At 64.9% G+C, this 21,970-nt stretch carries 23 protein-coding genes; 19 read left to right on the top strand and 4 right to left on the bottom strand.

Translation table 11 applies throughout. The features are described from left to right. Positions 1-10 precede the first annotated feature (10 nt). Positions 11-271: a hypothetical protein gene (locus tag LWW96_RS14385; protein WP_291488129.1), complete on the bottom strand. Its 261-nt coding sequence runs from the start codon at positions 269-271 to the stop codon at positions 11-13. A 114-nt stretch (positions 272-385) separates the two neighbouring features. Further along, complete coding sequence (locus tag LWW96_RS14380; RefSeq protein WP_291488127.1) at positions 386-619, bottom strand: hypothetical protein; 234 nt, start codon at positions 617-619, stop codon at positions 386-388. A 266-nt stretch (positions 620-885) separates the two neighbouring features. Between LWW96_RS14380 and LWW96_RS14375 the strand changes: the two genes are divergently transcribed. The 5 genes from LWW96_RS14375 (at position 886) to LWW96_RS14355 (ending at position 6,889) form a co-directional block, all read left to right on the top strand. After that, positions 886-1,287, top strand: a complete 402-nt coding sequence (locus LWW96_RS14375) for a hypothetical protein (protein WP_291488126.1) — start codon at positions 886-888, stop codon at positions 1,285-1,287. After that, entirely contained in the window at positions 1,287-2,354 is a 1,068-nt protein-coding gene (locus LWW96_RS14370; protein WP_291488124.1) for a toprim domain-containing protein, read from the top strand. The genes LWW96_RS14375 and LWW96_RS14370 overlap by 1 nt, the downstream gene beginning before the upstream one ends. A gap of 232 nt (positions 2,355-2,586) precedes the next feature. Further along, a complete protein-coding gene (locus LWW96_RS14365) occupies positions 2,587-4,050 on the top strand; it encodes a DUF5906 domain-containing protein (RefSeq protein WP_291488122.1) in 1,464 nt (487 codons plus the stop codon). Positions 4,051-4,580: 530 nt separating this feature from the next. Next, entirely contained in the window at positions 4,581-5,168 is a 588-nt protein-coding gene (locus LWW96_RS14360; protein WP_291488120.1) for a hypothetical protein, read from the top strand. Further along, entirely contained in the window at positions 5,168-6,889 is a 1,722-nt protein-coding gene (locus LWW96_RS14355) for a DNA cytosine methyltransferase (protein ID WP_291488118.1), read from the top strand. Before LWW96_RS14360 ends, LWW96_RS14355 begins: the two co-directional genes overlap by 1 nt. Before the next feature lie 23 nt (positions 6,890-6,912). Here LWW96_RS14355 and LWW96_RS14350 read toward each other — a convergent pair whose 3' ends face one another. Further along, positions 6,913-7,131, bottom strand: coding sequence for a hypothetical protein (locus LWW96_RS14350; protein ID WP_291488116.1), 219 nt, complete (start codon positions 7,129-7,131; stop codon positions 6,913-6,915). Positions 7,132-7,157: 26 nt separating this feature from the next. On the opposite strand from LWW96_RS14350, the gene LWW96_RS14345 reads away from it, so the two are divergent. From LWW96_RS14345 to LWW96_RS14285, 13 genes are all read left to right on the top strand, one after another. Continuing rightward, positions 7,158-9,233, top strand: a complete 2,076-nt coding sequence (locus tag LWW96_RS14345) for a terminase gpA endonuclease subunit (protein WP_291488114.1) — start codon at positions 7,158-7,160, stop codon at positions 9,231-9,233. Then, positions 9,230-9,751 (top strand): hypothetical protein, encoded by a 522-nt coding sequence (locus LWW96_RS14340; RefSeq protein WP_291488112.1) that lies wholly within the window; start codon positions 9,230-9,232, stop codon positions 9,749-9,751. The genes LWW96_RS14345 and LWW96_RS14340 overlap by 4 nt, the downstream gene beginning before the upstream one ends. 204 nt (positions 9,752-9,955) lie before the next feature. After that, a complete protein-coding gene (locus LWW96_RS14335) occupies positions 9,956-10,702 on the top strand; it encodes a hypothetical protein (RefSeq protein ID WP_291488110.1) in 747 nt (248 codons plus the stop codon). Beyond that, positions 10,699-10,938, top strand: a complete 240-nt coding sequence (locus LWW96_RS14330) for a hypothetical protein (RefSeq protein ID WP_291488108.1) — start codon at positions 10,699-10,701, stop codon at positions 10,936-10,938. Before LWW96_RS14335 ends, LWW96_RS14330 begins: the two co-directional genes overlap by 4 nt. Positions 10,939-10,941: 3 nt before the next feature. Further along, positions 10,942-12,555, top strand: coding sequence for a phage portal protein (locus tag LWW96_RS14325; protein ID WP_291488107.1), 1,614 nt, complete (start codon positions 10,942-10,944; stop codon positions 12,553-12,555). Further along, positions 12,552-12,992, top strand: coding sequence for a hypothetical protein (locus LWW96_RS14320; protein ID WP_291488106.1), 441 nt, complete (start codon positions 12,552-12,554; stop codon positions 12,990-12,992). Before LWW96_RS14325 ends, LWW96_RS14320 begins: the two co-directional genes overlap by 4 nt. After that, a complete protein-coding gene (locus LWW96_RS14315; protein ID WP_291488104.1) occupies positions 12,989-14,362 on the top strand; it encodes a S49 family peptidase in 1,374 nt (457 codons plus the stop codon). The genes LWW96_RS14320 and LWW96_RS14315 overlap by 4 nt, the downstream gene beginning before the upstream one ends. Before the next feature lie 40 nt (positions 14,363-14,402). Further along, a complete protein-coding gene (locus tag LWW96_RS14310) occupies positions 14,403-14,774 on the top strand; it encodes a capsid cement protein (protein WP_291488103.1) in 372 nt (123 codons plus the stop codon). A gap of 39 nt (positions 14,775-14,813) precedes the next feature. Next, a complete protein-coding gene (locus tag LWW96_RS14305) occupies positions 14,814-15,752 on the top strand; it encodes a major capsid protein (protein ID WP_291488102.1) in 939 nt (312 codons plus the stop codon). Between the two features lie 2 nt (positions 15,753-15,754). Beyond that, positions 15,755-16,108 carry a hypothetical protein gene (locus tag LWW96_RS14300; RefSeq protein WP_291488100.1) on the top strand — a complete coding sequence of 118 codons (354 nt, stop codon included), beginning with the start codon at positions 15,755-15,757 and terminating at the stop codon, positions 16,106-16,108. Between the two features lie 8 nt (positions 16,109-16,116). Beyond that, positions 16,117-16,452 carry a hypothetical protein gene (locus LWW96_RS14295; RefSeq protein ID WP_291488098.1) on the top strand — a complete coding sequence of 112 codons (336 nt, stop codon included), beginning with the start codon at positions 16,117-16,119 and terminating at the stop codon, positions 16,450-16,452. Next, entirely contained in the window at positions 16,449-16,904 is a 456-nt protein-coding gene (locus tag LWW96_RS14290) for a hypothetical protein (protein WP_291488096.1), read from the top strand. Before LWW96_RS14295 ends, LWW96_RS14290 begins: the two co-directional genes overlap by 4 nt. Positions 16,905-16,981: 77 nt before the next feature. Then, positions 16,982-17,740, top strand: coding sequence for a hypothetical protein (locus LWW96_RS14285; RefSeq protein ID WP_291488094.1), 759 nt, complete (start codon positions 16,982-16,984; stop codon positions 17,738-17,740). Here the strand turns inward: LWW96_RS14285 and LWW96_RS14280 are convergent, their stop codons facing one another. Beyond that, positions 17,741-17,938, bottom strand: a complete 198-nt coding sequence (locus LWW96_RS14280) for a hypothetical protein (protein ID WP_291488092.1) — start codon at positions 17,936-17,938, stop codon at positions 17,741-17,743. Between LWW96_RS14280 and LWW96_RS14275 the strand changes: the two genes are divergently transcribed. Further along, a complete protein-coding gene (locus LWW96_RS14275) occupies positions 17,937-21,968 on the top strand; it encodes a tape measure protein (RefSeq protein ID WP_291488090.1) in 4,032 nt (1,343 codons plus the stop codon). The genes LWW96_RS14280 and LWW96_RS14275 overlap by 2 nt on opposite strands. Positions 21,969-21,970 lie beyond the last annotated feature (2 nt).

The raw sequence follows: 21,970 nt of genomic DNA, 5'->3' as shown, positions 1-21,970 counted from the left end.
CGTCTGGCGCTTATTCGTCGTCTGCAATCGGCCCATCCAGAACCAGCTTCAGCACCGTCTGGTCGCCCATCAGGTGCCACACCCGGTGCGATACCGCCCACAGCTCGGCCATGCCCTCTATGCGGAGGAAGTCGCCCGCTTGCACGTGTCGCAGGTGCTCTAGATCCACAGGTTGCGGATATGACTTGGGTGGTCCGCTCTCCCAGCCCAGGTGCTGGCGCGCTGCCTGAGAAAAGGTGAGGTTCACGATGAAGTTTGGTTCTTCGTGCATGAGCTACGGCTCCACTATGTTGGGTACTGGAGGGCGACATGGCGATTGATTGCCTTGAGGCCCGTTTCGATGCTTGGAGAGCGTCCAAGCGCTTTGTGGTGGTGGACCCCGCGATCAGCTGGCCGCAGCCATTGCGGCGCGGTGCATGTCCAGCAGGATGGTTTCTGTCGCGGTGTTGCCCTGCCGCTCTTCGTTCTGCGCCAGGCGCGCAAGGTCGCTGGCAAAGGCTGCTTGCTTGTCTGCGGGCAACTGTCGCACGGTGGCGAACACCAGCGCGCCGAGGGCGTTGACGATGGCGTTCACCGTTTCGGGCGTGAGGGGCAGGGTGGTGTTGTTGGCGTCGCTCATGTGTTCCTTCCAGGGTTTGAGTTTTCGATTCGTGGGCGTTCGAGGCCCCCGGGTCATTTTCCGCCACGTGGCCGCTTGCAGCGGTGGCCGTGCTTCCTTTCCTTCCGTTCCTCCTGTTCCTGGGTGCGCGGCCGGCGGGCTTTTTCTTCGATGTGGCTTCAGTGCTTTTGTGCATGGACTGAAGTCTCTTTTTTTTGCCCAAAAAAGGCATTCCGAACGGTTCCGAATGATTCGGAAGCGTTCGGAACGGCTGGGGCAGCACAGTCATGGGGTGGTCTGCTGTGAATGATCCGTTGCTGTACGAAGATGAACTGGACGCCGCGCGCGATGCGGTGAAGCACCTGGGCGGGGCAAAGAAGGTCGGGCCGTTGATCTGGCCCGACAAGGCGCCAGACACGGCCGCCCGCTATTTGCTGGACTGCCTGAATGGGGCGCGTGCCGAGCGCTTGAGCCCGTCGCAGTTGCTGATGCTGATGCGCATGGCGCGGGAGGTCGGCTTTCATGGGCTGGCCGGATACCTGATGCGCGAGGCGGGCTACGCGCCCCCGGTGCCGGTGGAGCCGCAAACCGAGGCGCAGGTGCTGGCGCGGCAGATGGAGGCGATGGTGGGGCAGTTCTCTGCGTTGACCCACCGCCTTGAAAAGCTGACGGGTGCGGGGCGCGGCTGATGGACAACTATCAGCAGGTGCTGGTGCAGATGCAGCAGTTCGGCATTGAGCTGCGCGACAAGGACTTGCCCCTGAAGCTGGATACGTCCAAGAGCGTGACGTGCGGGAAGGGCGGCAAGGACTGGTACAAGCTCTACGTCTTCCGCCGCGACCAGGACAAGGGTGGCGGCACCTACGTGGTGGGCACTTTTGGCACCTATCGCCACGGCGGGGCCAGCCAGAAGGTGGATGTGGAGTGGGCGCCCCTCTCCCCCGAGGAGCGTGCGCGCCGGGCCGAGGAGCTGCGCGCGCAGCGTGCCCGGGCTGCGGCTGAGCGCCGGGCTGAGATCGCCAATGCGATGGCCGAGGCTATCGATGTGTGGCGCCGGGGCGTGAAGGATGGGCACTCGCCCTATCTGGAGCGCAAGGGCGTGAAGGGCGAGGCGTGCCGCTACTTGGCGGCGCCGTTTGTGCTGCGCTGGCCGGGCGAGCCGGGTGAGGATGACACGCGGGTGCATCTGCCCGAGGGCACGGTGCTGGTGCCGCTGCTGCGGTATGACCTGCCGCGCGATGAGGCGCTGCGCGCTCTGCAGTTCATCAGGCCCGATGGCGCCAAGATTTATCAGCGGGGCATGGACAAGCCGGGGTGCTGCCTGCGCCTGGGCGACATCGACGCGGACACCACGCCACTGCTGCTGGTGGTGGAGGGCTATGCCACGGGCCTGACGGCGCGGGCGGCCGTCGATGGCGTGTACCCGGTGTTTGTGGCCTTGGACGCCGGCAACCTGGCGCACGTAGTGCCGTTGCTGCGCAAGCTGTACCCCTCCACCCGCATCCTGATCCTGGCCGACGACGACTGGAAGACTTGCGACCCCGTTTCGGGCGATCTGACCAACCCCGGCCGCACGGCTGCTCGCGCCATCGCCCGCAAGGTGGAGGGCTGCGACCTCGTGTGGCCGATTTTCAAGCCGGCAACGCGGGGCGACAAGGACACCGACTTCAACGATCTGCAGGCGCGCGAGGGCCTTGATGCCGTGCGCAAGCAGCTGTCTGGCGTCGTCACGATGATGGCGAGGCGCTATGGCTGAAACGACGCCAGACAGCGGGCCACAGGGCGGGGCGGTGGAGCCCGCACCGACTGCAAGCGAAGCATTGCAGTCGCACGTTGCCCCCGGCGCACCAGCGCCGCACGATAGTTCTGTCGTTCGCGTGGACTTCGGCGCTGGCCGGGGGCAGGGCGGTGGTGCTGCGTCATCAGACGCTGAAAGCGGCCCCAGCTCGGCCCCGCCCCCCCTCCCCCAAAGTAGCGCAGCTGCGCTCATGTCGGGGGATGGGGGTGGAGACGCCGGGGAGTCATCTGGGCCGCCTGCCGACGATGCCGCTGGCGACAAGCCGGTGCAGGGGCGCAAGAAAGAAAAGACCATCGACTGGGGCAAGTTCAACCACCTGTGCGAGCACTTCGTGCTGATTTATGGCACGGACACGGTGTGGGATGGCAGTGAACGCCTGCAGATGAAGATCGCCAACATGGGCCACGCCCACGGCGCGGACATGGTGCGCATGTGGAAGTCGAGCGAGCGGCGGCGCACGGTGCGGCTAGATGACGTGGTGTTTGACCCCACGATGACGTGCGACCCGGAGACGACGGTCAACCTGTATGACGGCATGGCCATGGTGCCCAAGGAGGGAAATGTGGAGCCCATCCTGGATCTGGTGCGCTACCTGACCAGCCGCGCCGCTGAGCACGAAGCCGAGTGCGACGAGATCATGCACTGGCTGCTGTGCTGGCTGGCCTACCCCCTGCAGCACCCTGGTGCGAAGCTGCGCACGGCCGTGGTGATGCACGGGGATGAGGGCGCCGGCAAGAACTTCTTGTTCGACATCATGGTGGCGATCTATGGGAAGTATGGCGCCCTGGTCGGTCAGGACGAGCTGGAGGATAAGTTCAACGACTGGCGCAGCTGCAAGATGTTTGTGGTGGGGGATGAGGTTTCCAGCCGCGCTGAGCTGGTGCACAACAAGAACCGGCTGAAGGCGCTGATCACTTCGCCCACGGTGCAGATCAACCCGAAGAACCTGGCTCGTCGGGAAGAGAAGAACCAGATGAACATCGTGTTCCTCTCGAATGAGCTACAGCCCCTGGCCCTGGACAACAGCGACCGGCGGTATCTGGTGGTGTACACGCCCCGGGCCAAAGACCCGGAGTACTACCGCAAGCTGGGCGAGTGGCGGGACAACGGGGGGGCAGAGGCGTTCTATCACTTCCTGCTGACCTACCCGCTTGACGGCTTCCACCCCTATTCACCGGCACCCATGACGGCGGCCAAAGAGGCGCTGATCGAGATCAACCGCAAGAGCCCTGAGCAGTTCTGGGCTGAATGGGCGAATGGTGAGTTGGATCTGCCCTACCAAGCCTGTGCCGTCGACCAGGCGTACACGGCCTACCTCAAGTGGTGCCAGCGTACGGGCGACCGCTACCCGTTCAAGCGCAACCAGTTCTCGCCCACGTTGACCCGGTTTGCTGAGGGGCAGGGCAGGGCCGTGCGCATCAAGGCCATGAATGTGACCAAGCCAGGGGAGGCCAAGAAGACCACCCGCATGTTGCTGGTGAGCGAGCCTGTGCTGCGTAAGCCTGACGCAGGGCCGGATGACGTGGCCATGACCGAGGGCGAGTGGGCCAGCAGCTCGGTGACTGACTTCGCCCAGGCGCTGCGCAAGTACGTGGGCTATGGCTCGGGCTCCCCCTCCCACGATGGCGGCGATGCCGATGGAGGTGATGAATGAGCGGCTTCTTGGTTACGCGGTTATGTAAGTGCGTAACGCCAAAAGCTAGGCGTGGCGCGGGTAGTTACGCGATTACGCGGTTACGCGCCTCCCGCGTGTGTGCATGTGCGCAGGCGTGCAGGCGGGCGCGTGTGTGCGTGCATGCATGTGTGTGCGTGTGCAGCGTAACCGCGTAATCGCGTAACTCGCTAGGCATGGCGCGGGTTGTGGTGTTACGCGTGCGTGTAAGCGCGTAACTCGGTTTGTTCTTTTGAAGAAAGAAAAGGAAAAGGGAATGGATCAACTTGAAAGACTGAGGCAGTACCGGGCTGCTGAGCACTGGCCCTTTGTCATCGGCCGGGCGGTCGCGCTGTTGCTCGAACCTGCGGGCGCCGCTGGGCCCCAGGCCATACGGTACAAGCTAAGCCACCCCCCCCATGTAGGTACTCCTGGCGCAGGAAGCCATGGGGGTAATTCGACCCCCGCGCGCGCGCTAGTTGCTGGCGCTGGGAAAAGTCCGGGGTTTGGTCCGGTTTCGGGGGAATAGTCCGATGGCTGTGCGGCTGATCACCATTGCTGCCTATGCGCGCCACCGTGACTGCGATGAAAAGGCCGTGCGCAAGGCAATCGAGGAGGGCCGGATTACCGCCATCCAGCAGCCAAACGGGCGCAAGTTGATCGACCCCGAAGTGGCGGATATCCAGTGGGCAAAGAACACCCGTGCCCGGGCTGATAGCAAGCGCGCGGCGGGCGCTGCTTCAAGCGATGCTGGTCCCCCCTTGCTGGACGGAGAAACGCCCCCCAGCGGCCCGGATTCGGCCCAAGGCGCCGCATCGAAGCCTGGGTATACCGACTACCGCACGCTGCGGGAGAAGTCGGATTACGAACGGGCGGAGCGGGAAAACCGCCGTGAGGCTGGCCTGCTGGTAGAGCGCTCATTGGTCGAGCGCGGGATCTTCGACGCGGTGCGCGCCTTCCGCGACTCGGTGATGGTCATCGGCCAGCGCGCTGCCCCTCGATGCATCGGACTTGCCGACTCCCGCGAGATAGAACACGTGATCGTTGATGAAACCCGCAAGGCGCTGGAGGGCTTCGAGGCCCGCATGGCTGCACTGTTGCCCAGCAAGGAAACCACCTGATGCAGAACCCTCAATTCATCCTCGGCCTGGACGATGAGCTGCTGGTCGATGAGTTCGCCTGCGGCGGCGGCATGTCCGAAGCCATCGAGCAAGCAACCGGGCGTCATGTCGATATCGCCGTCAACCACGACGAGGACGCCTGCAGCATGCACGCCGCGAACCACCCCCAGACCGAGCACCATTGGAAGGACGTGTTCGAGGTGTGCCCGCGCCGGGCTACCAAGGGCCGCGCCGTGGGCCTGCTGCACCTCTCGCCCGATTGCACCCACCACAGCCAGGCCCGCGGCGGCCAGCCCCGCAGCAAGAAGCTGCGCGGCCTTGCCTGGATCGGCGTGCGCTGGGCCGGGGTCAAGCGCCCGCGCATCATCACGCTGGAGAACGTCAAGCAGATCCTCCAGTGGGGGCCCCTGATCGCCAAGCGTTGCCCGAAGACGGGCCGGGTGGTGAAGCTCGACGGCACCGTGGCCGCCGAGGGCGAGCGCGTGCCAGTGCAGCAGCAGCACCTGGTGCCAGACCCACGGCACGCGGGGCGCACCTGGCGCGCGTTTGTCCGGGCGCTGGAGCACCTGGGCTACGCGGTCGAGGCGCGTGTGCTGTGCGCCGCCGACTACGGCGCCCCCACCACGCGCAGCCGCCTGTTCATGGTCGCACGCTGCGACGGCGCCCCCATCGTGTGGCCCGAACCCACCCACTTCAAGAACCCGGCCAAAGGCCAGAAGCGCTGGCGCTCCGCGGCCGAGTGCATCGACTGGAGCATTCCGGGCAGGAGCATTTTCGAGCGCGAAAAGCCGCTGGCCGACGCCACCCTGCGCCGGGTTGCGCATGGCATGAAGCGCTACGTGCTGGACAGCGCCGACCCGTTCATCGTGCAGATCGCCAACTGGTCGCGCGATGGGGTGACCAGTGCGCGCGATTCGCTCTCAACCGTCACAGCGTGGCCTCGCGGCGGATCGCATGCGGTGGTGGCCCCGGTGATGGTTCAGGCGGGGCACGGCCAGGGCACGCCCGACGCCCCTCGCTGGAGCCTCGGCAACAAGAGCATGCGCGATCCCGTGGGCACTGTCACCGCCAGCGGTGGCGGCCAGGCCGTGGCCATGGGCACGCTGGTGCAGATGGGCTACGGAGAACGCGAAGGCCAGGCCCCGCGCGCGCTGGATGCGCGCCAGCCCTTGGGCACCGTGGTGGGGGCTGGCAAATTCGCTGCCGTCACTGCATTTGTCGAGCAAGCCAACGGCGGCTTCAATGCCACCCCGGCCCGCGATGCGCGCGAGCCGCTGTCCACCAGTACAGCCACGGGCTCACAGCAGCGGCTTGTCACGGCCACGGTGGTGGAGCCGACCCTCACGCCAAGCCAGGAAGAGGGCGCCTTGCGCTGCGCAGCCTTCCTGATCCGCTACTACGGCCAGGGCGGACAGCTCGGCGACATGCGCGAGCCCATGTCGACCAGTACCACCAAAGACCGCCTTGCGCTCGTCACCGTTTGGCTGCGCGGCACGCCCTATGTGATCGTGGACATCCAGCTGCGCATGCTCACTCCGCGTGAGCTGTACAACGCCAACGGCTTCCCCAAGACCTACATCATCGACCGGGGCCACGACGGGCGCGCGTTCAGCAAGTCCACCCAGGTGCGGATGTGCGGCAACGCCGTGCCGCCCCCCCTTGGCCGCGCTGTCATAGAGGCGAACTGGAACAGCAAGCTTCCGATGCGGAGGGCAGCATGACTTTCTTGTCTCACGTGAGCGGCCTACTCGCCTATTTCAAACCTCTTCATCTCGTGCAAAAGGCGCATCTTTTCCGCACCGGTGCGTTCCATGGCCTCGGTAAGCATTCTGAGCGTCTGAAAGTCCGCGCCGCTCTGCATCGCAGCAGTAAGGGAGTTAACTGCATGCCCCTCAGCGGCGCAAGCGTCCTTAAAGGCTTGAAGGGCGGCGTCGAATTCGGGTCCAGAAGCGTAAACGGGCATTTCGATTCTCCAAGGAAACGGAAATTATGAACTTCACTGACGGCTACGAACTCGTCATTCGCGCCGCCATGGAGGCCGCGCGCCCAGACCCCGAGCTGCGCGTGGACGAATGGGCCGAGGAGTTCATGATCCTCCCCAAGAGCGGCCCCCAGCCTGGGCCGTTCCGGTTTGAGCGCAGCTACCCCGCGCGGCGCGTGCACCAGGTGCTCTCGCCCAGCCATCCCTGCAAGCGGGTGGTGGCAAAGGTGGCTTCTCAGATGTTTAAGACCCAGACGGCGTTGAACTGGATCGGGTCGCTTATCCATCGCAAACCGCGCAACATCTTGGCGCTGGAGCCCACCGACACCCTAGTCAAGCGATTCTCAGCCCGTGTCAGCACCATGATCCGCAACGTGCCCGTCCTGCGCGAGCGCGTCGCCGCAGCCAAAAGCCGCGACAGCCGCAATACGGTGCAGGCCAAGGACTTCTTGGGCGACGCCACGCTGTACATCAACACGGCAGGTTCGGCCGCCAACTTGGCTGAGGTCTCCGCGCCATATATCTACGTCGATGAGATCGACCGTCTGGAACTGAACGTTGACGACGAAGGCGACCCCGTCGAGCTGGCGGAGGCCCGCGCCACCCAGTACGCCAACGACTGCAAGTTTTTTTACACCTCCAGCCCAAGCATCGAAGGCTTCAGCAAGATCGATGATCTCTTCAACATGGGGACCAAAGAGGAATACCACGTTCCTTGCCCTGACTGCGGGCACCTGCATGCACTGGTGCTGGACAACTTCCGCTTCGAGCGCGATCCAGATACGGGCTATATGGACCGCGCGTGGTTTGTGTGCCCTGCGTGCTTCTTCGAGATCGATGAGCATCACAAAACGACCATGCTGCCCGATATCGATGCTGGCGGGGAAGCGCGCTGGGTGGCAACGTCTACAGGCGACGGTGAGACGATAAGCGTCACCCTGTCGGCCTTCTATATGCCCATCGGCGCCATCACCTGGCTGTCGCTGGCCCGGCAATACGCCCGGGCAAAGGACCGCCGTGCGCGTGGGGACCATGAAGGCATGCAGGTGTTCTACAACACCCGGCTGGGCCTGAGCTACAAGAACAGCGAGGCGAACACTACCGCCAAGCAACTGCAGGACAGGGCAGAGCCAAACCCGCCGCGCGTAATTCCCGATCAGGCCTTGGTGGTGACAATGGCCACCGACACGCAGGACACCCGGCTGGAGGTGCAGATCGAAGCCTGGGGTCCGGGCATGGAGCACTGGGTGCTCGACTACATCGTGCTTCCCGGACTGCCGTCCGACTCGCCCGATGATCCAAAGAGCGTCTGGGCGCGGCTGGACGAAATCCGCCGCACCCCACTGCTGCACGCCAGCGGGCGGGCCATCATGATCAGCGCCGATGGCATCGACGCGGGCGGTCACCACACGCAGGACGTGTACAACTACGGCGCGGCCCGTGCGCATCTGGGTTGCACTGTGCTGGGCGGCTCGCCCCGGCCGAACCGTCCGATCATCAGCAGCGCGCCCAGCAAAGTGGACATCGACTGGGGCGGCACAAAGCGCCAAGGAGGGGTTGAGCGGTGGATGGTTGGCACGGACGTCGCCAAGGACTACCTGTTCAACCGTTTTCACCTCATCGAAGGTCCGGGAGCGATGCACTTCCACGACAAATTGCCCGCTGAGTGGTTCGCGGGTCTTGTCGTGGAGCAACCACGTACCCGATACGTAAAGGGGCGCGCCGTGCGCGAGTGGGTCAAACCGAACGGTGCCCGTAATGAGCCGCTCGACCTGTCCCAGTACAACCTCGCCGTGGCCTACCGCCTGGGCCTCCACAAGTGGAGCGCGCTCGACTGGCAACGGCTGCGCGACAAGCTCATCCCGCCCACTGGCGACCTCTTTGCACCGCCTTCGCTGCCCACCGCACCGCCGCCAGCGCCCGTTGTGACAGCCGCCGCCACCGTACAGACGTCTGTACTGTCGGCCGATGCGCCAGCGGTGCCTGCACCACCAACCTCACCCACGCCGGTTTCCATGCCTGCGCCCACCATCCAGCGCGCCCAGCCGGTAGGCCGCCGCATACTTTCCAGGGGGATTTCATGAGCGAAAACAACCACTACGACACCGAAGCCATGCGCCTTGCCGCACCAGCGCCGCAGCAGCACGGCCCCGAGGCCCCGCCCGAGCTGAGCGAGGAACAGCGCGATCTCGATGACCTCTGCGAGCGCTGGGTGAACTGGAAGGCCACGCGCCGCCTGTTCGGCCCGCCGCCCACGATGGGCAGCGTGCTGGGCCAGCTCAGCGGCACCCGCACGCGGCCTCTCAAGCAGGGTGGTCCTGATGCCATCTGCAGCGCAGAGCTGGCCGCATTGCACGTGGCCTACACCTGCCAGCCTGACGCCCTCGACAAGCGGGTGTTCGACCTGTACTACATCTACCGCGTGGCGCCCATCAAGGCAGCAGCGGCGGCCCTGGGCATAGGGCGTCAGCACTTCTATGCCGTGCTGGGAGATTTCCGCAAGCGGATTCACACGGCATCAAAACACATCCTTGCCGAGGAAGAAGGGCGCCTCGCAAACATGCAGCACGCGCGGGAGGTGCGTAGCGCACTGGAAGATTGATCGTCAAGCGCTTTTTTGTCGCCTGTGGAGGCGACACTTTAGCGCTCGACGCCACCCGACAAAATGGCCCAAAATTCGCCCTAAATCAGGTAAGTCTCAAAAGTCCGCCACCTGATCCCAACACCCCACCGCAGCAAGCGCAAGTGGTATCGCCCCCGGTCTCCGCAAGGAGCCGGGGGTTTTGTTTTGGAGATCCAGAAACCCATGTTGACCATCCGCCGCAGCGGCCCCACGCTCGCAGAGATCGCCGCCGACGTGCGCAGCGTGCCTGTCCGCATGGTGCCTTATGCTGCCGCCACGGCGCTCACGCGCTGCGCACAGTACGCGCAGCGCACCGAGCTACCCGCCGAGATGCGCCGGGTGTTCGCAAACCCTGTGGCCTACACCCTCAACTCGCTGCGCATTGAGCCGGCGACCAAAGACACATTGAGTGCCCGGGTGATGGTCAAGGACACGGGCACCGCTGGCGGCGTGGCGCAAGAGAAGTTCCTGCAGCCCGAGGTCGAAGGCGGCGTGCGCGGCCGCAAGCGCATGGAGAACGCCATGCGCTACGCGGGCGTGCTGGGTGCTTCGCAGTACGCCATGCCCGGCGCGGGCCTTTCGCTCGACGCCAGCGGCAACGTCAAGGGCGCCGAAGTGCGCACCATCCTCAGCGCCCTCAAGAACATCCGCGGCGGCGTGGGCGCCAAGGGCCAGCGCGCCGGGCGGGGCCGCAAGCTCGCCAACGATCTGTTCGCGGGCAAGCCCAACGGCGGCAACCGGCCAGACGGCATCTGGCGCCGCGAGGGCAAGCGCCTGCGCGCGCTGTTCATCTTTACGACGGATGCACCGGACTACAGCCGCCGCCTGGATTTTTCTGGCGTGGTGCAGCGTGTGGCGCTGGATCGCTTCCGCCCCGAGTTTGAAAAGGCCATGGCCGCGCTCCAGTCGCGCGGAGGGAGCTGGGCATGAGCGCACTCACCCTCGAACAGTGGCGCGAGCGCCTGGCAGGCTACATCGCCTCCGAGAAGCGCATCCTCGAATCGCAGGAATACGCGGTGGGTCAGGGCGGCACCGCCCGCCGCAACCGCCGCGCCGATCTTGAGCAAGTGCAGGCGGGTATCCGCGAGTGCAATGCCGAGATCGCCAAGATCGAAGCCGCCGCCACCCCCCGCACCCGGCGCGTGTTCACCCTGCGCCCGTACTAAGCCATGCGCACCAATCCAATCGACCGCGCCATCGCAGCGGTAGCGCCAGCCTGGGCGGTAAAGCGCGTGCAGGCCCGTGTGCAGCTCGCGGCAGTGTCGGCGCTGCCAGACCCCACAGCGATGCAGGCGTCCGACCAGAGCGCGGGCGGCGGCAACGCGCCCGGCATCTTTCGCCGGTTCTGGCACTCTGTGGCCCGCGATGCCCGCAGCGATACCCTGCGCAAGCTGCCTTCGCAGCGCGCGGAATCGCGCGAGCTGGCACGTACCTCGCCGATTGCAGTGGGCGCCATCAACACCAACGTCGACCGCGTGGTGGGCACGGGCCTGGCACTCAGCTGCCAACCCGCCCTGCAGGCGCTGGGCTGGACGCCCGAGCAGGCCATCGAATGGAAGGCCCTGGTGCAGCGCGAGTTCAGCCTGTGGGCCGACAGCACGGATTGCGACATTGAGCAGCAGCTCAACTTCTACCAGTTGCAGGCCCTGGTCCTGCGCTCCACGCTGGAGAGCGGCGATTGCTTCACCCTGCTGCCGGATGGCGATCGCTCTGCGACCCAGCCCTACGCCCTGCGCCTGCAGGTGCTGGAGGCCGACCGCGTAGGCAACCCCCTCGGGCAGCTGGACACCGCCACTATTGCGGGCGGCGTCAAGCTGGCGCCCAGCGGTGCGCCAGTTGCGTACCACGTGTACGACCAGCACCCCGGCAGCTACCTGCCTCCATCGGGCAGCAGCATCCTCGCCGGGCAGTGGGTGGATCGCCTGGGCCGCAGCGGTCGCCGCCGCTTGCTGCACCACTTCCGCAAGCTACGGCCCGGTATGCCGCGCGGCCTGCCATACCTGGCGCCCATCATCGACTGCATCAAGCAGATCTCGCGCTACACCGAAGCCGAGATCATGGCGGCAGTCATCACGGCCTACCTCACCGTCTTCATTGAGACGCCCACGGGCAACGCCGCCCCTGTCTTCGACGGCCAGGCCGCCGTGGAACAGCAGCAGGAAGTCGGCCTGGGCATGGGTAGTGTGGTGGGCCTGGCGCCAGGCGAAAAGGCCAATATGGTTAATCCGGCGCGACCGAACCCCAACTTTGGCCCGTTCATAGACGCGGTGATCAAGCAGATGGGCATCGCGCTGGGCCTGCCCTACGAGCTGTTGGTCAAGCAGTTCAACGCCAGCTACAGCGCCAGCAAGGCCGCGCTGCTGGATGCATGGGTTTACTTCCGCGGCGTGCGCTACTGGCTGTCGCAGAGCTTCTGCCAGCCTGTGTTCGAGACCTGGATGGCCGAGGCTGTAGCCATCGGCCGCGTGCCTGCCCTCGGCTTTTTCTCCGACCCCATCCTGCGCTGGGCCTACACCCGCGCCGCATGGCCCGGCGACAGCATGGGCAGCATCAATCCGAAAGACGAAGTGGCCGCGTATGTGGCCGCCATCGAGGGCCGCCTGCTCACCCGCGAGCGTGCGGAGTGGGAGCTGTTCGGCAGCGACTGGAACGACACGTACACGCAAAAGCTCATGGAGCACGAGCGGCTTAAGAAGGACGGCATGCAGCCCACGCCGAAGGCGGGGGCTGCTGCCCCCGCAGATAAGCCCGCCGAACCCGCCACCACCGAGGACGCGGCATGACGGAGAAGACCATTTCTGCAGAACAGGTGGCGATCCTGGCTGATCGCGTCGATACCCTCATTGCCAACCACTCCAAGATCGAGGGGCTGATCCTGGGCATCAGCACCCAGCAAAGCACCCTGAGCGGCAACCTCGCCGTTTACCAAGAGCGTCTTGCTGCCCTCGATGTGGGGCAGAAGCGCCTGTTCCAGCTGTCGGATGAGCACGGCTCCTCCATCGACCTCATCACCACGGATGTGAGGGTGCACAGCTGGACGTGGAAGCTGGTCGGCATAGCTGCCATGTCGTCGCTGGGCCTCGTTGGGTGGGCCTTCGGCGAGCTTCGCGCCCTGCAGGCGGCAGACAACCGCCACGAAAACCGCCTCGCAATCCTTGAGTTCGTGGTCGGCGGCCGGTCGGCACCGACCCCCAAGCAGCCGGAAGGCCCGAAGCCATGACCCTCCTTGAACTGATCACCGGCGCATGGGCCATCGAGCCCTCCATGCTGCGCGAGCTGCAATCCATCTATGCCACGCATCTGCGCGGCGACAAGATCGACGTCGCCGCTATCGAGGCCCGCCTCGGCCGCCCCCTCGCACACGAACAGCAGGACTACTCGCTGGAGCCCGGCGGCGTGGCCCTCTTGCGTTTGTCGGGTGTCATGTCGCCCAAGGCCAACCTGTTCATGCGCGTCAGCGGCGGCATCAGCACGCAGCTCGCCAGCCAGCAACTTGAGAGCGCAGCGGCAGATCCTCGGGTGCGCGGCATGGTGCTGACACTGGACACGCCAGGCGGCAACGTGGCGGGGGTGCCCGAGTTCGCGGACACCATCCGCTGGGCGGCCGAGCAAAAGCCGCTGGTAGTGCACACCGACAATCAGCTTTGCAGTGCTGGGTATTGGGCGGGCAGCGCCGCCAATGCCATCTACATCAGCGGCCCCGTGGTCACGGTGGGCAGCATCGGCGTCGTGGTGGACCGCGAGTATGACCCCCAGTCCCGCTACCGCACCGAGAGCATCACGGCCGGCAAGTACAAGCGCCTCGCCAACGACGCTGAGCCACTGTCAGCCGAGGCCCGTGCCGTAGTGCAGGCCGATGTGGACTACGTGTACACGCTCTTCGTGGATGCCGTAGCCGCTAACCGCGGCGTCACGGCAGAACAAGTTCTGGAGCACATGGCCGATGGCCGCGTGTTCCGTGGTCGGCAGGCGCTGGACGCCGGGCTCGTGGACGGTGTTTCCACGCTCGACGACTTGCTGCAAGCCATGGCCACAGACCCCGCCCAGTTCGCTACGCGCCGCAAGGCCGCGTTCAAGGCTGCGGCGGCCCTCCCGTCCCCAAGCGCCGGTGCTGCGCCCAAAGACAACCCACCACCCCGTGAAAAGGAAAACGTCATGGCAGATCCTGCTGACAACAAAACTCCCATCACGCGTGCGTCTTTCGAGCAGGACCACGCGCCCCTCTTCGCCCAGTTGCGCGGCGAGTTCACCAGCCTCGGCGCCACGCAAGAGCGCGAGCGCATCCAGGCCGTTCTGGCCGTGGGCGAGGGCCTGCCGGGCCATGAGAAGCTGCTTGCCACCTTGGCCTTCGACGGCAAGACCACTGCCGCCGACGCCAGCATGGCCGTGCTCGCTGCTGAAAAGCAGCAGCGCGCTGCCGCAGCCAATGCGCATGCAGGCGATGCACCGCCCGCCGCCAAGCCCAGCGCCACGCCCCCTGATCAGGGCGCAAAGACCAAGGAGCAGCAGGTCGCCGAAGCCCAGGCTCATGCCAAGGCCAAGGGCATCGATCTGGTTGCCGCCCTCAAGGAACTGGGCTTCGCGTCCTGACGCGTAGCCGCTCCAAACCCCTCAACTCTTGGAGAACGCAATGTCTTCTGGAAACCTCTCTCTCCTGACGCTGACCGTGGCAGCGGCGGGCCCTCTGGCCTCGTGCCGCGTCATCACCCAGTCCGGCGCATATCCCGCCGCTGGCGGCGTTGGCTTTGGCGTAACCCGCACCAGCGCGGCGGCTGCAGGCGACCTGGTGCCCACCGACGTGCTGGGCACCGCCATCGTGGAAACCGGCGCAGCCGTCACCAAAGATGCCGCCTTGATGGTGGACGCCACGGGCCGTGTCGTGCCCCTCACTGTGGGCAGCAAGTCGCCCGTCGCACGGGCAATGGAAGCCGCAGCCGGCGAAGGCGCTTTCATCGAAGTGCTGCTCGTGACCAGCGCCGGTCTCGTCTCGGCAGCGTCCTGATCGGCGCATCCCTCACCCCTCAACTTCAGGAGCATTCACATGCCACAAGCAACCCCCGGTCAGGCACGCGTCGTTGACCCCATTCTCACCGCCATTGCGCGCGGCTACCGCAGCCCGAAAGCTGCGGTCGCCAATGTGCTGTTTCCCATCATTCCGGTCGGCCTGCGGGGCGGGCGCATCATCAGCTTTGGTCCCGACGACTTCAAACTGGTGAACACTGCTCGCGCGCCAGGTGCCAATACCAAGCGTGTGCAGTTCGGCTACGCCAGCGACCCCTACGCGCTCGTGGACCACCGCCTCGAAGGCGTCGCGCCCAACGAGATCCAGGAAGAAGCCAGCAATGGCCCCGGCATTGACATTTCGAGCGGTGCGGTGCGTCGGGTCCAAAACACCATGGCGCTGGAGCGCGAAAAAATGGCGGCCGACCTGGCTCGCGACGATGCGCGCTACGACTCTTCCAACAAGGAAACCCTGAGCGGCACCAGCCAATGGAGCCATGCGAGTAGCGACCCCTTCACCGACATCATGGACGCGAAGGAAGTGATCCGCTCCAAGACCGGTGAAAAGCCCAACGTACTCACGCTCGGCCCGAAGGTGCTGACGGCAGTGCGTACCCACCCCAAGGTGCTCGACCGCCTCAGCACCGCCACGGACCGCCCACCAGCGACCATCCAGCAGCTGCAAGCCCTGTTCGAGCTGCAGCAGATTGTTGAGGGCGAAGCCGTTTACCACGATGGCACGCAGTTTCAGGACGTGTGGGGCAAGGACGCGATCCTGGCGTACACCACCCCTGCCAGCATGCAGGAGATGGGCTCTCCCAGCTACGGGTACACCTACCAGCTGGAAGGCCGCCCCATGGTGGAAGAAGGCTACGAAGACCGTAACGCCAACAGCTGGATTTATCCGGTGACCGACGCCTATCAGCCTGTGCTGCCTGGCGCCACGGCGGGCTTTCTGTTCAAGAACGCGGCGGCCTGATCATGGCACGGTATACAGCACTCACCCCCATCACGCACGATGGGAAGCGCTATGCCGTGGGCGCCTCTATCGACCTGACCAAGGCCGAGGCCGACGCGCTGCCGCACGGCGCTGTCGATCAGCCGCACGCCGACGACTCTGCCGCCCGCAAGGCTGCTGACAAGGCGCGGAAGGCCGAAGCCGAGCGCCTGGCAGCTGAGCAGGCCGAAGCCGAGCGCAAGGCCCAGGAGGAAGCGGAAGCGGCGAAGAAAGCTGAAGCCGAGCGCCGCCAAGCCGAGAAGGCCGAGATGGAGCGCAAGGCCGCTGAGCAGAAGGCCGCCGACGCCGCGCAAGGCAACGGCTCTACGCAAGGCTGACCACCGCCATGCTGGATCTCGAAGAAGACATGGCCGCCGTGTTCTACGGCCCCGACTTCGCCACCACCTTCACGCGCCAGCGGCCATCGGTCGCTGACGTGGATGTGGTGCTGATCTTCGGGGTGGTCGATGAAGAGGCCCTGGATGGCCGCGCCATCGCCGCCACGCGCAAGGTGCAGATGCCTGTCACGCAGGATGTCCACGCCGACGACGTGCTGGTGGCCAATGAGGCTATCCCGGCCCTCAGCATCGCCGCAGGCGCCCGGTTCCGCGTGCTGGACAACCCCCTGCGCGTGAACGACGGCATGGAGATGGAGGCGCTGCTGGGCAGCGTGTCGGCATGAGCGCGCTCAAGCCTGACACGTTGCCGCAGGGCGCTCCCTTCGCCATCGGGGCGGCCATCGTCTATGCGCTGCGTTCTGAGCCTTCCTTGGCTGGTGCAACGGTGCTGGACAACCCAAAGCGTGCCAGCGACCTGCAGACGGGTAGCCGCATCGTCTTTTTCGAAGACCAGGCAGACAAGCCCATTGCACAGCCGGGCCAGTCGCAAAAGCGCACCTACGGCTTCACGCTGGGGGTCATCAACCGCACCGACAACGACCGGCAAGGCGCCCACGCTGACTACCGTGCCGCAAAGCGCGCAGTTCGCAACTGCCTGCCAGCGATCAACACGCTGGTGCGGCTGGAAGGGCGAGGCATGGTTGAAGGCGACGTGCTCTACCGCCTTGAAAACCTCGACGTGGGCGGCGGCCTTGTGCTCGGCCTGTTCACTGTCGACTACCGCGATCCGGGCTGACCTGCCCGTTTCGATTGATCCAACCCAATGGCCCGCCGATGAGCGGGCCTTTCTGTTTCTACTGAAAGGAGGCGGCTATGACCGCACGTGCAGTTTTGGCTGGTGGCCTGGTGACCTTGTCCGTCTGGAACACGGCGACACAAGCGTGGGGGCCGTGGGGCGACGCGCTCGATGCCGACAAATTCGCCATCAAGCCCAACTCGGAAAAGAAGTCCAGCACCTCGAAATCTCATTTGAATTACGGCCAGTCGCGGGCGGCGGTTGTCATTCCCAAGCCCACCGAGTTGTCCATTGCCATCTCGGCAGCCAGCGCCACAACTCTGGCAATGCAGTTCCAAGGCATTGTTGAGTCGCTGACGCAAAGCGCGGGTAATTTGACAGCCCACGAAGTGACTGTGACAGCCCTGGGCGACTGGCTTCCCGTGGGCAAGCGAAACCTGGTTGAAGAAGGCTTCGGTGTCTTTCAGACCGACGGCACTACGGCCCTCGCTGCAGGCACGTTTGAAGTGAACTGGGCTCGGGGGGAAATCCGCGTGAAAAGTGGTGTCACCGTGGGAGACAAGATCAAGCTCACCAGTGCCTACAACGCCGTCGACGGCAAGAAGATCCTGGGCGGTCGCATGACCCAGATCCGCTGCCGGGCGCGCTTCGACGGCGCGAATCTTGTTGACGGGGCGCCCGTGGAAGTCGACGTGCACGAGGCGGTGCTGGGCGCCGGTAACGAGTTCGACTTTCTGTCCGACAACTTCACCGCCACCGAGCTGTCGGGCGAGATCGTGGTGCCCACCGGCAAGACGGAAGGCTACGAGGTTCGCTGGCCGACCCTCACCGCCTGATCAAGGCCGCCGTCCAGACGTCTGTACGGCGCCCATCAGCACCAGCACGGGCCATCCCACCACCACGGTGGCGATGGCCCCGCCACCCAGCGCCATCAGGCGCTCCGAATCCACCAGCAGGCCCAGCAGGGCCAGCGGAATGCCCGCGCCCACCAGGGCAATGCACCACACCAAACCCTTCATCTGATCCTCCACCATGGCCGATCCCAAGATCAAATACGACATCGAAGCCGCCGTCAAGGGCGAGGCCGATGCCGACGCGCTTGCCAAGACGCTGCGCGGGGTTGGTGACGTCCTGGAGGGCGACCTTCAAAAAGGTGCCCTGGACGCAGCACGCGCCCTGGAAGTGCTTGGGACCAAGCAGCGAACCCTTGAGAACTTTCAACAGCTCAAGAATGAGTCGGGGGCCCTGGCAATTGAACTGGCCGAGGCGCAGGGAAACCTGCGGCAAATGGACGCCCAACTAGCCCAAGCCAGCGCGTCTACGCAACGCTTTGTGCAAGCGGAAATGGGCGCTAAAGCAGCGCTCGAAACCAAGCGTTCCGAACTGGCGGCCGTGAAGAAAGGGTATGAAGAACTGCAGTCCAGCACGCTTGGAGCGGCTCGCAAGACGGATGAATACCGTACGGCGAGCACGACTGCAAAGGAGCGAATTCAGCAACTCTCGGTTGAAATAAAGCAGCAAGCCAGAAGCCTGAAAGAAGCCGAGGCCAACACCCGCACAGCGCTGCAGGCCGAGAACCGACTGTCGGCCCAACATCAAGAGTCTGCCGCGGCATTGCTGCGAGCGCGATCAGCGCAGGATGCCAATAACGCTGCGCTCGGGATTGGTCGGGAAAGCCTCCAGGCGATGGGTGTTGAGGCAACGAACCTCGCCCAGGCAGAGCGAAACTTGCAGGCTGCATTGGCGCAGGTGCGCCAAGAAGTCGCGGCCATGGCGCCGGCATACCAACAGGCCGCTACCGCCTCCACCCAGTCCACCCAGGTCCAGGCCCAGAACCAGCGCACGCTGCGCGAGGGCATGACGTCCATCAGCACCCAGCTGGCGCGCATCCAGCAGGTGGCCACGGTCGCACTCGGGGGCAGCTATGTGGGCGGGCTTGCGAAGTCGGTTGCAGAAACCGCCGACGAGTTCCGCAACCTTGAAGCCCGCGTCAAGCTCGCCACGGGCGAGGGGCCACTGTTCGCGGAAGCGTTCGCCGGAGTTCAGCGCGTCGCACTGGCTACCAACTCAGCGTTGGACGAAACCGGCACGCTCTTCACCCGGCTTGCAAAGGCTGGGCAGGAAGCCGGCCAGACGGCCGAAGTTGCGCAGAACAATGCGCTGCGGCTGACGCAAACCATCAACCAGGCAATTCAGCTTTCGGGCGGTTCGGCCGAGTCATCACGCGCCGCCATCACCCAGTTGATTCAGGGTCTGCAGTCTGGCGTGCTGCGCGGGGAAGAGTTCAACTCCGTCATGGAACAAGCGCCCCGCCTGGCGCAAGCCATGGCGAATGGGCTGGGCGTCACCACGGGCAAGCTGCGCGACCTCGCGGGCCAGGGCGCGTTGACCGCCGAGACCGTGATGAAAGCCCTGCGCGGTCAGGCTGACGTAGTCGCAGGGGAGTTCTCGAAGCTGCCGCCTACCGTGGGCCGCGCCCTGCAGAACCTGTCCACCCAGTGGACCCTCTACGTGGGCCAGGCGGACAATGGCATGGTCAGCAGTGCCAACGCCGCGAAGGTCATCAACGCGCTGGCGGGCAATCTCGACACCCTTGTCTCCACGCTGGCCGCCGTTGGCAAGCTGTGGGCTGCATTCAAGATTGCCGGCCTCGCCGCTGACTTTGGCGCCTGGGCGCTCAAGACCATGGCGGCCACGGCTGCCGTCGAAAAGAACACCCTTGCTGTCGCTGCGAACACGACTGCGCAGGCCGGCAACGCAGCCGCGCACGCGGCCAACACTGCCGCCCAGGCCGCCAACATCGCGGCCACCACAGCATCCACTGCCGCGCGCACAGCCAATGCGGCATCGTGGGCCTCCATTGCCACCTTTACCGGGCAGGCCACCAGGGCCACCGCTGCAGCTACCACTGCGGCCGTGGCGAACACGGCCGCCGTTGGGGCGAAGACCGCCGCATTTGGCGCGCTGGGCGGTGCATTGCGCGGAGTCACCGCTCTGTTTGGCGGTCCCGTTGGGCTGATCGCCACGCTGGTGCTCTTCAACGGTGAGATTCGCAAGGGCATCTCCGGGGTTGTTGAGTGGGGCATGAAGTTCACCGAGACCGGCAAACGGGTCAAGCAGCAGGAGGAGCAGCAGCGGAAGGACACCGAGGCGACGCAACGCAACGCTGAAGCCCGCAAAGCTCAGATTGCGGCCATGCAGCTGCAGAACGACAAGATGGCGGAGGCCAGAAACCGCACATTTGACCTCACGGAGCAAGCGGTAGGGCTGATCGCGAAGTTCGACAAATTGCGCACCTCTGGCGACACGGTGGCCGACGCAGTGGGCAAGATCGGCAAGGACTTTGACTTGTCGAACTCGCCTGGCATTCGCACCGCCTCGGGGGTGCTCGACAAGCTGCTGGCAGACGGCAAGCTCACAGCTACCGAATTCCAGGCCGCTTGGGCGAAAGCGCTGGACGGGCAGGACCTGCTGAAGTTTGAAGTGCTCGCCCGCAACGCCTTTGGCTCTGCCGCCCAGGACGCGAAGAAGCTGCAGGATCAGCTGCAGCAGGCCATTGCCAGCGGGGCACCTGAAGCCGTGCTCAAAGACCTTGAGGCACGCATCAAAGGTGCGCTATCTGCTGCCGCCCGCGAGGCCGAGCGCACCGGGCAGGTGATGGACAACGTGCTCAGAGAAGCGGTGCGACGCACCGGACTGGAGTATGAGGTGCTGCAGGGCCGTGTTGGTGCGGCCTCGCGCAGCGCCATCAACGATGTCGAGGTCATCATCACCAATATGGGCAAGCTCAAAGCCGAGGGCGTCGATGTGGGCCGCGTGCTCAACGCCAGCATCGGTAAGGCAATTGATACCGCCGACAGCCAGGCCGCGTTGACCGCCCTGCGCGCCCAGATCGAGAGCGTGCGCAAGCAGCTGGGCGACAAAGTTGCGGACGGCCTGCTCGACCAAGTAGCCGCCAAGGCCGAGGAGCTGAAGAAAAAACTCGAAGACGCGACCGGCGGCATCAACAGTGTGCGCGAGGCCATGGAACGCCTGGGATTGCAGTCCTCTGAAAGCCTGCGCCGTAGCGCTGATCAAGCGGTCCGGTCGTATGACGTGATCAAGAAAGCCGGACAGGACGAAGGCGAGTCGTACCTGGCCTGGCAACGACGGAAAGAAGAGGCGGCACGCGCCATGGTTCAACGCCTCATCGACGCGAACCGTGGCGTTGCTGACTCGTCTATCGCGGCCCGCGCGGCTGCTGAGGGTCTGAAACTCGAAACCGACTCGGCAGGCAACACCATCGTCCGCTCAATGCGAGAGGCCAAGAGCGCGACCGATGATCTGCGCAGGTCCGCCGGTGGCGCGGCCGGTGACTATCAAACATTAGGTAGATCAGCCGCAGAGGCTGCAGAGAACATTAAGCGCTTGCGTCAGATCCATGATCGTCAACGCCTGGGCGGTAGCGATTCTGAGAAGTCTGATTTGCAAAACCTATACGACAGGTACAGCATGGATGGGGACCAGTCGCTTAAGGCCATTGGTGATATCCGCAAGAACGTCTCTGGCAATGCGAGCATCAACGACACCGATATCAACCAGCAGATCATCCAGCGCTACGGTGAGGATGCCGTCGACCTTGATAAAGCCAAGCGCGCATGGCAACTACGGCTGCAGCTGCAGGCCTACCAAACTAACTATGGCAACGCAAGAAGTCAGCAAAGCCTACTTGAGCAGCGAAACATCGCGGCAGAGCTGGACCGCGTCGAGCGTGAACTCGAAGACGAGCTGTTGAAGAAGCGCAAGGAGAAAGCCGCCGCTGAAAAGGGCGGCAGCAGTCGCTCAGACAGCGAAAAGGCCTCCGGGCGAGGGCGGGAAGCGTCGGGCGATTTATCCGGCGCACGCGCTTCACAGCCGAGCGGGCAGGGCCAGCGAAGCTCGGCCGCAGCTGGCGGGGGCGTGCCCGTCCACCTGCACTACGAGGGGCAGCCGTATGGCGTGGTGAACACCGATCCCTCCGGTCGCGCAGTGCTGCAGAACTTCTTTAAAGCGCTTGCTGACGGCAAGAGCGTATCCGGCCGATAAGT

This window comes from Acidovorax sp. (genome assembly GCF_021287135.1).
GTDB lineage: Bacteria > Pseudomonadota > Gammaproteobacteria > Burkholderiales > Burkholderiaceae_C > Acidovorax.
Note: the sequence above shows the minus strand (reverse complement) of the source record. Positions and strands in the feature narration are given on the sequence as shown.

What these genes read in the sequence shown, in the direction of transcription:
- LWW96_RS14385 (WP_291488129.1), bottom strand. Translation starts at nt 271, where the DNA reads ATGCACGAAGAACCAAACTTCATCGTGAACCTCACCTTTTCTCAGGCA.
- LWW96_RS14380 (WP_291488127.1), bottom strand. Translation starts at nt 619, where the DNA reads ATGAGCGACGCCAACAACACCACCCTGCCCCTCACGCCCGAAACGGTG.
- LWW96_RS14375 (WP_291488126.1), top strand. Translation starts at nt 886, where the DNA reads ATGGGGTGGTCTGCTGTGAATGATCCGTTGCTGTACGAAGATGAACTG.
- LWW96_RS14370 (WP_291488124.1), top strand. Translation starts at nt 1,287, where the DNA reads ATGGACAACTATCAGCAGGTGCTGGTGCAGATGCAGCAGTTCGGCATT.
- LWW96_RS14365 (WP_291488122.1), top strand. Translation starts at nt 2,587, where the DNA reads ATGTCGGGGGATGGGGGTGGAGACGCCGGGGAGTCATCTGGGCCGCCT.
- LWW96_RS14360 (WP_291488120.1), top strand. Translation starts at nt 4,581, where the DNA reads ATGGCTGTGCGGCTGATCACCATTGCTGCCTATGCGCGCCACCGTGAC.
- LWW96_RS14355 (WP_291488118.1), top strand. Translation starts at nt 5,168, where the DNA reads ATGCAGAACCCTCAATTCATCCTCGGCCTGGACGATGAGCTGCTGGTC.
- LWW96_RS14350 (WP_291488116.1), bottom strand. Translation starts at nt 7,131, where the DNA reads ATGCCCGTTTACGCTTCTGGACCCGAATTCGACGCCGCCCTTCAAGCC.
- LWW96_RS14345 (WP_291488114.1), top strand. Translation starts at nt 7,158, where the DNA reads ATGAACTTCACTGACGGCTACGAACTCGTCATTCGCGCCGCCATGGAG.
- LWW96_RS14340 (WP_291488112.1), top strand. Translation starts at nt 9,230, where the DNA reads ATGAGCGAAAACAACCACTACGACACCGAAGCCATGCGCCTTGCCGCA.
- LWW96_RS14335 (WP_291488110.1), top strand. Translation starts at nt 9,956, where the DNA reads ATGTTGACCATCCGCCGCAGCGGCCCCACGCTCGCAGAGATCGCCGCC.
- LWW96_RS14330 (WP_291488108.1), top strand. Translation starts at nt 10,699, where the DNA reads ATGAGCGCACTCACCCTCGAACAGTGGCGCGAGCGCCTGGCAGGCTAC.
- LWW96_RS14325 (WP_291488107.1), top strand. Translation starts at nt 10,942, where the DNA reads ATGCGCACCAATCCAATCGACCGCGCCATCGCAGCGGTAGCGCCAGCC.
- LWW96_RS14320 (WP_291488106.1), top strand. Translation starts at nt 12,552, where the DNA reads ATGACGGAGAAGACCATTTCTGCAGAACAGGTGGCGATCCTGGCTGAT.
- LWW96_RS14315 (WP_291488104.1), top strand. Translation starts at nt 12,989, where the DNA reads ATGACCCTCCTTGAACTGATCACCGGCGCATGGGCCATCGAGCCCTCC.
- LWW96_RS14310 (WP_291488103.1), top strand. Translation starts at nt 14,403, where the DNA reads ATGTCTTCTGGAAACCTCTCTCTCCTGACGCTGACCGTGGCAGCGGCG.
- LWW96_RS14305 (WP_291488102.1), top strand. Translation starts at nt 14,814, where the DNA reads ATGCCACAAGCAACCCCCGGTCAGGCACGCGTCGTTGACCCCATTCTC.
- LWW96_RS14300 (WP_291488100.1), top strand. Translation starts at nt 15,755, where the DNA reads ATGGCACGGTATACAGCACTCACCCCCATCACGCACGATGGGAAGCGC.
- LWW96_RS14295 (WP_291488098.1), top strand. Translation starts at nt 16,117, where the DNA reads ATGCTGGATCTCGAAGAAGACATGGCCGCCGTGTTCTACGGCCCCGAC.
- LWW96_RS14290 (WP_291488096.1), top strand. Translation starts at nt 16,449, where the DNA reads ATGAGCGCGCTCAAGCCTGACACGTTGCCGCAGGGCGCTCCCTTCGCC.
- LWW96_RS14285 (WP_291488094.1), top strand. Translation starts at nt 16,982, where the DNA reads ATGACCGCACGTGCAGTTTTGGCTGGTGGCCTGGTGACCTTGTCCGTC.
- LWW96_RS14275 (WP_291488090.1), top strand. Translation starts at nt 17,937, where the DNA reads ATGGCCGATCCCAAGATCAAATACGACATCGAAGCCGCCGTCAAGGGC.
- LWW96_RS14280 (WP_291488092.1), bottom strand. Translation starts at nt 17,938, where the DNA reads ATGGTGGAGGATCAGATGAAGGGTTTGGTGTGGTGCATTGCCCTGGTG.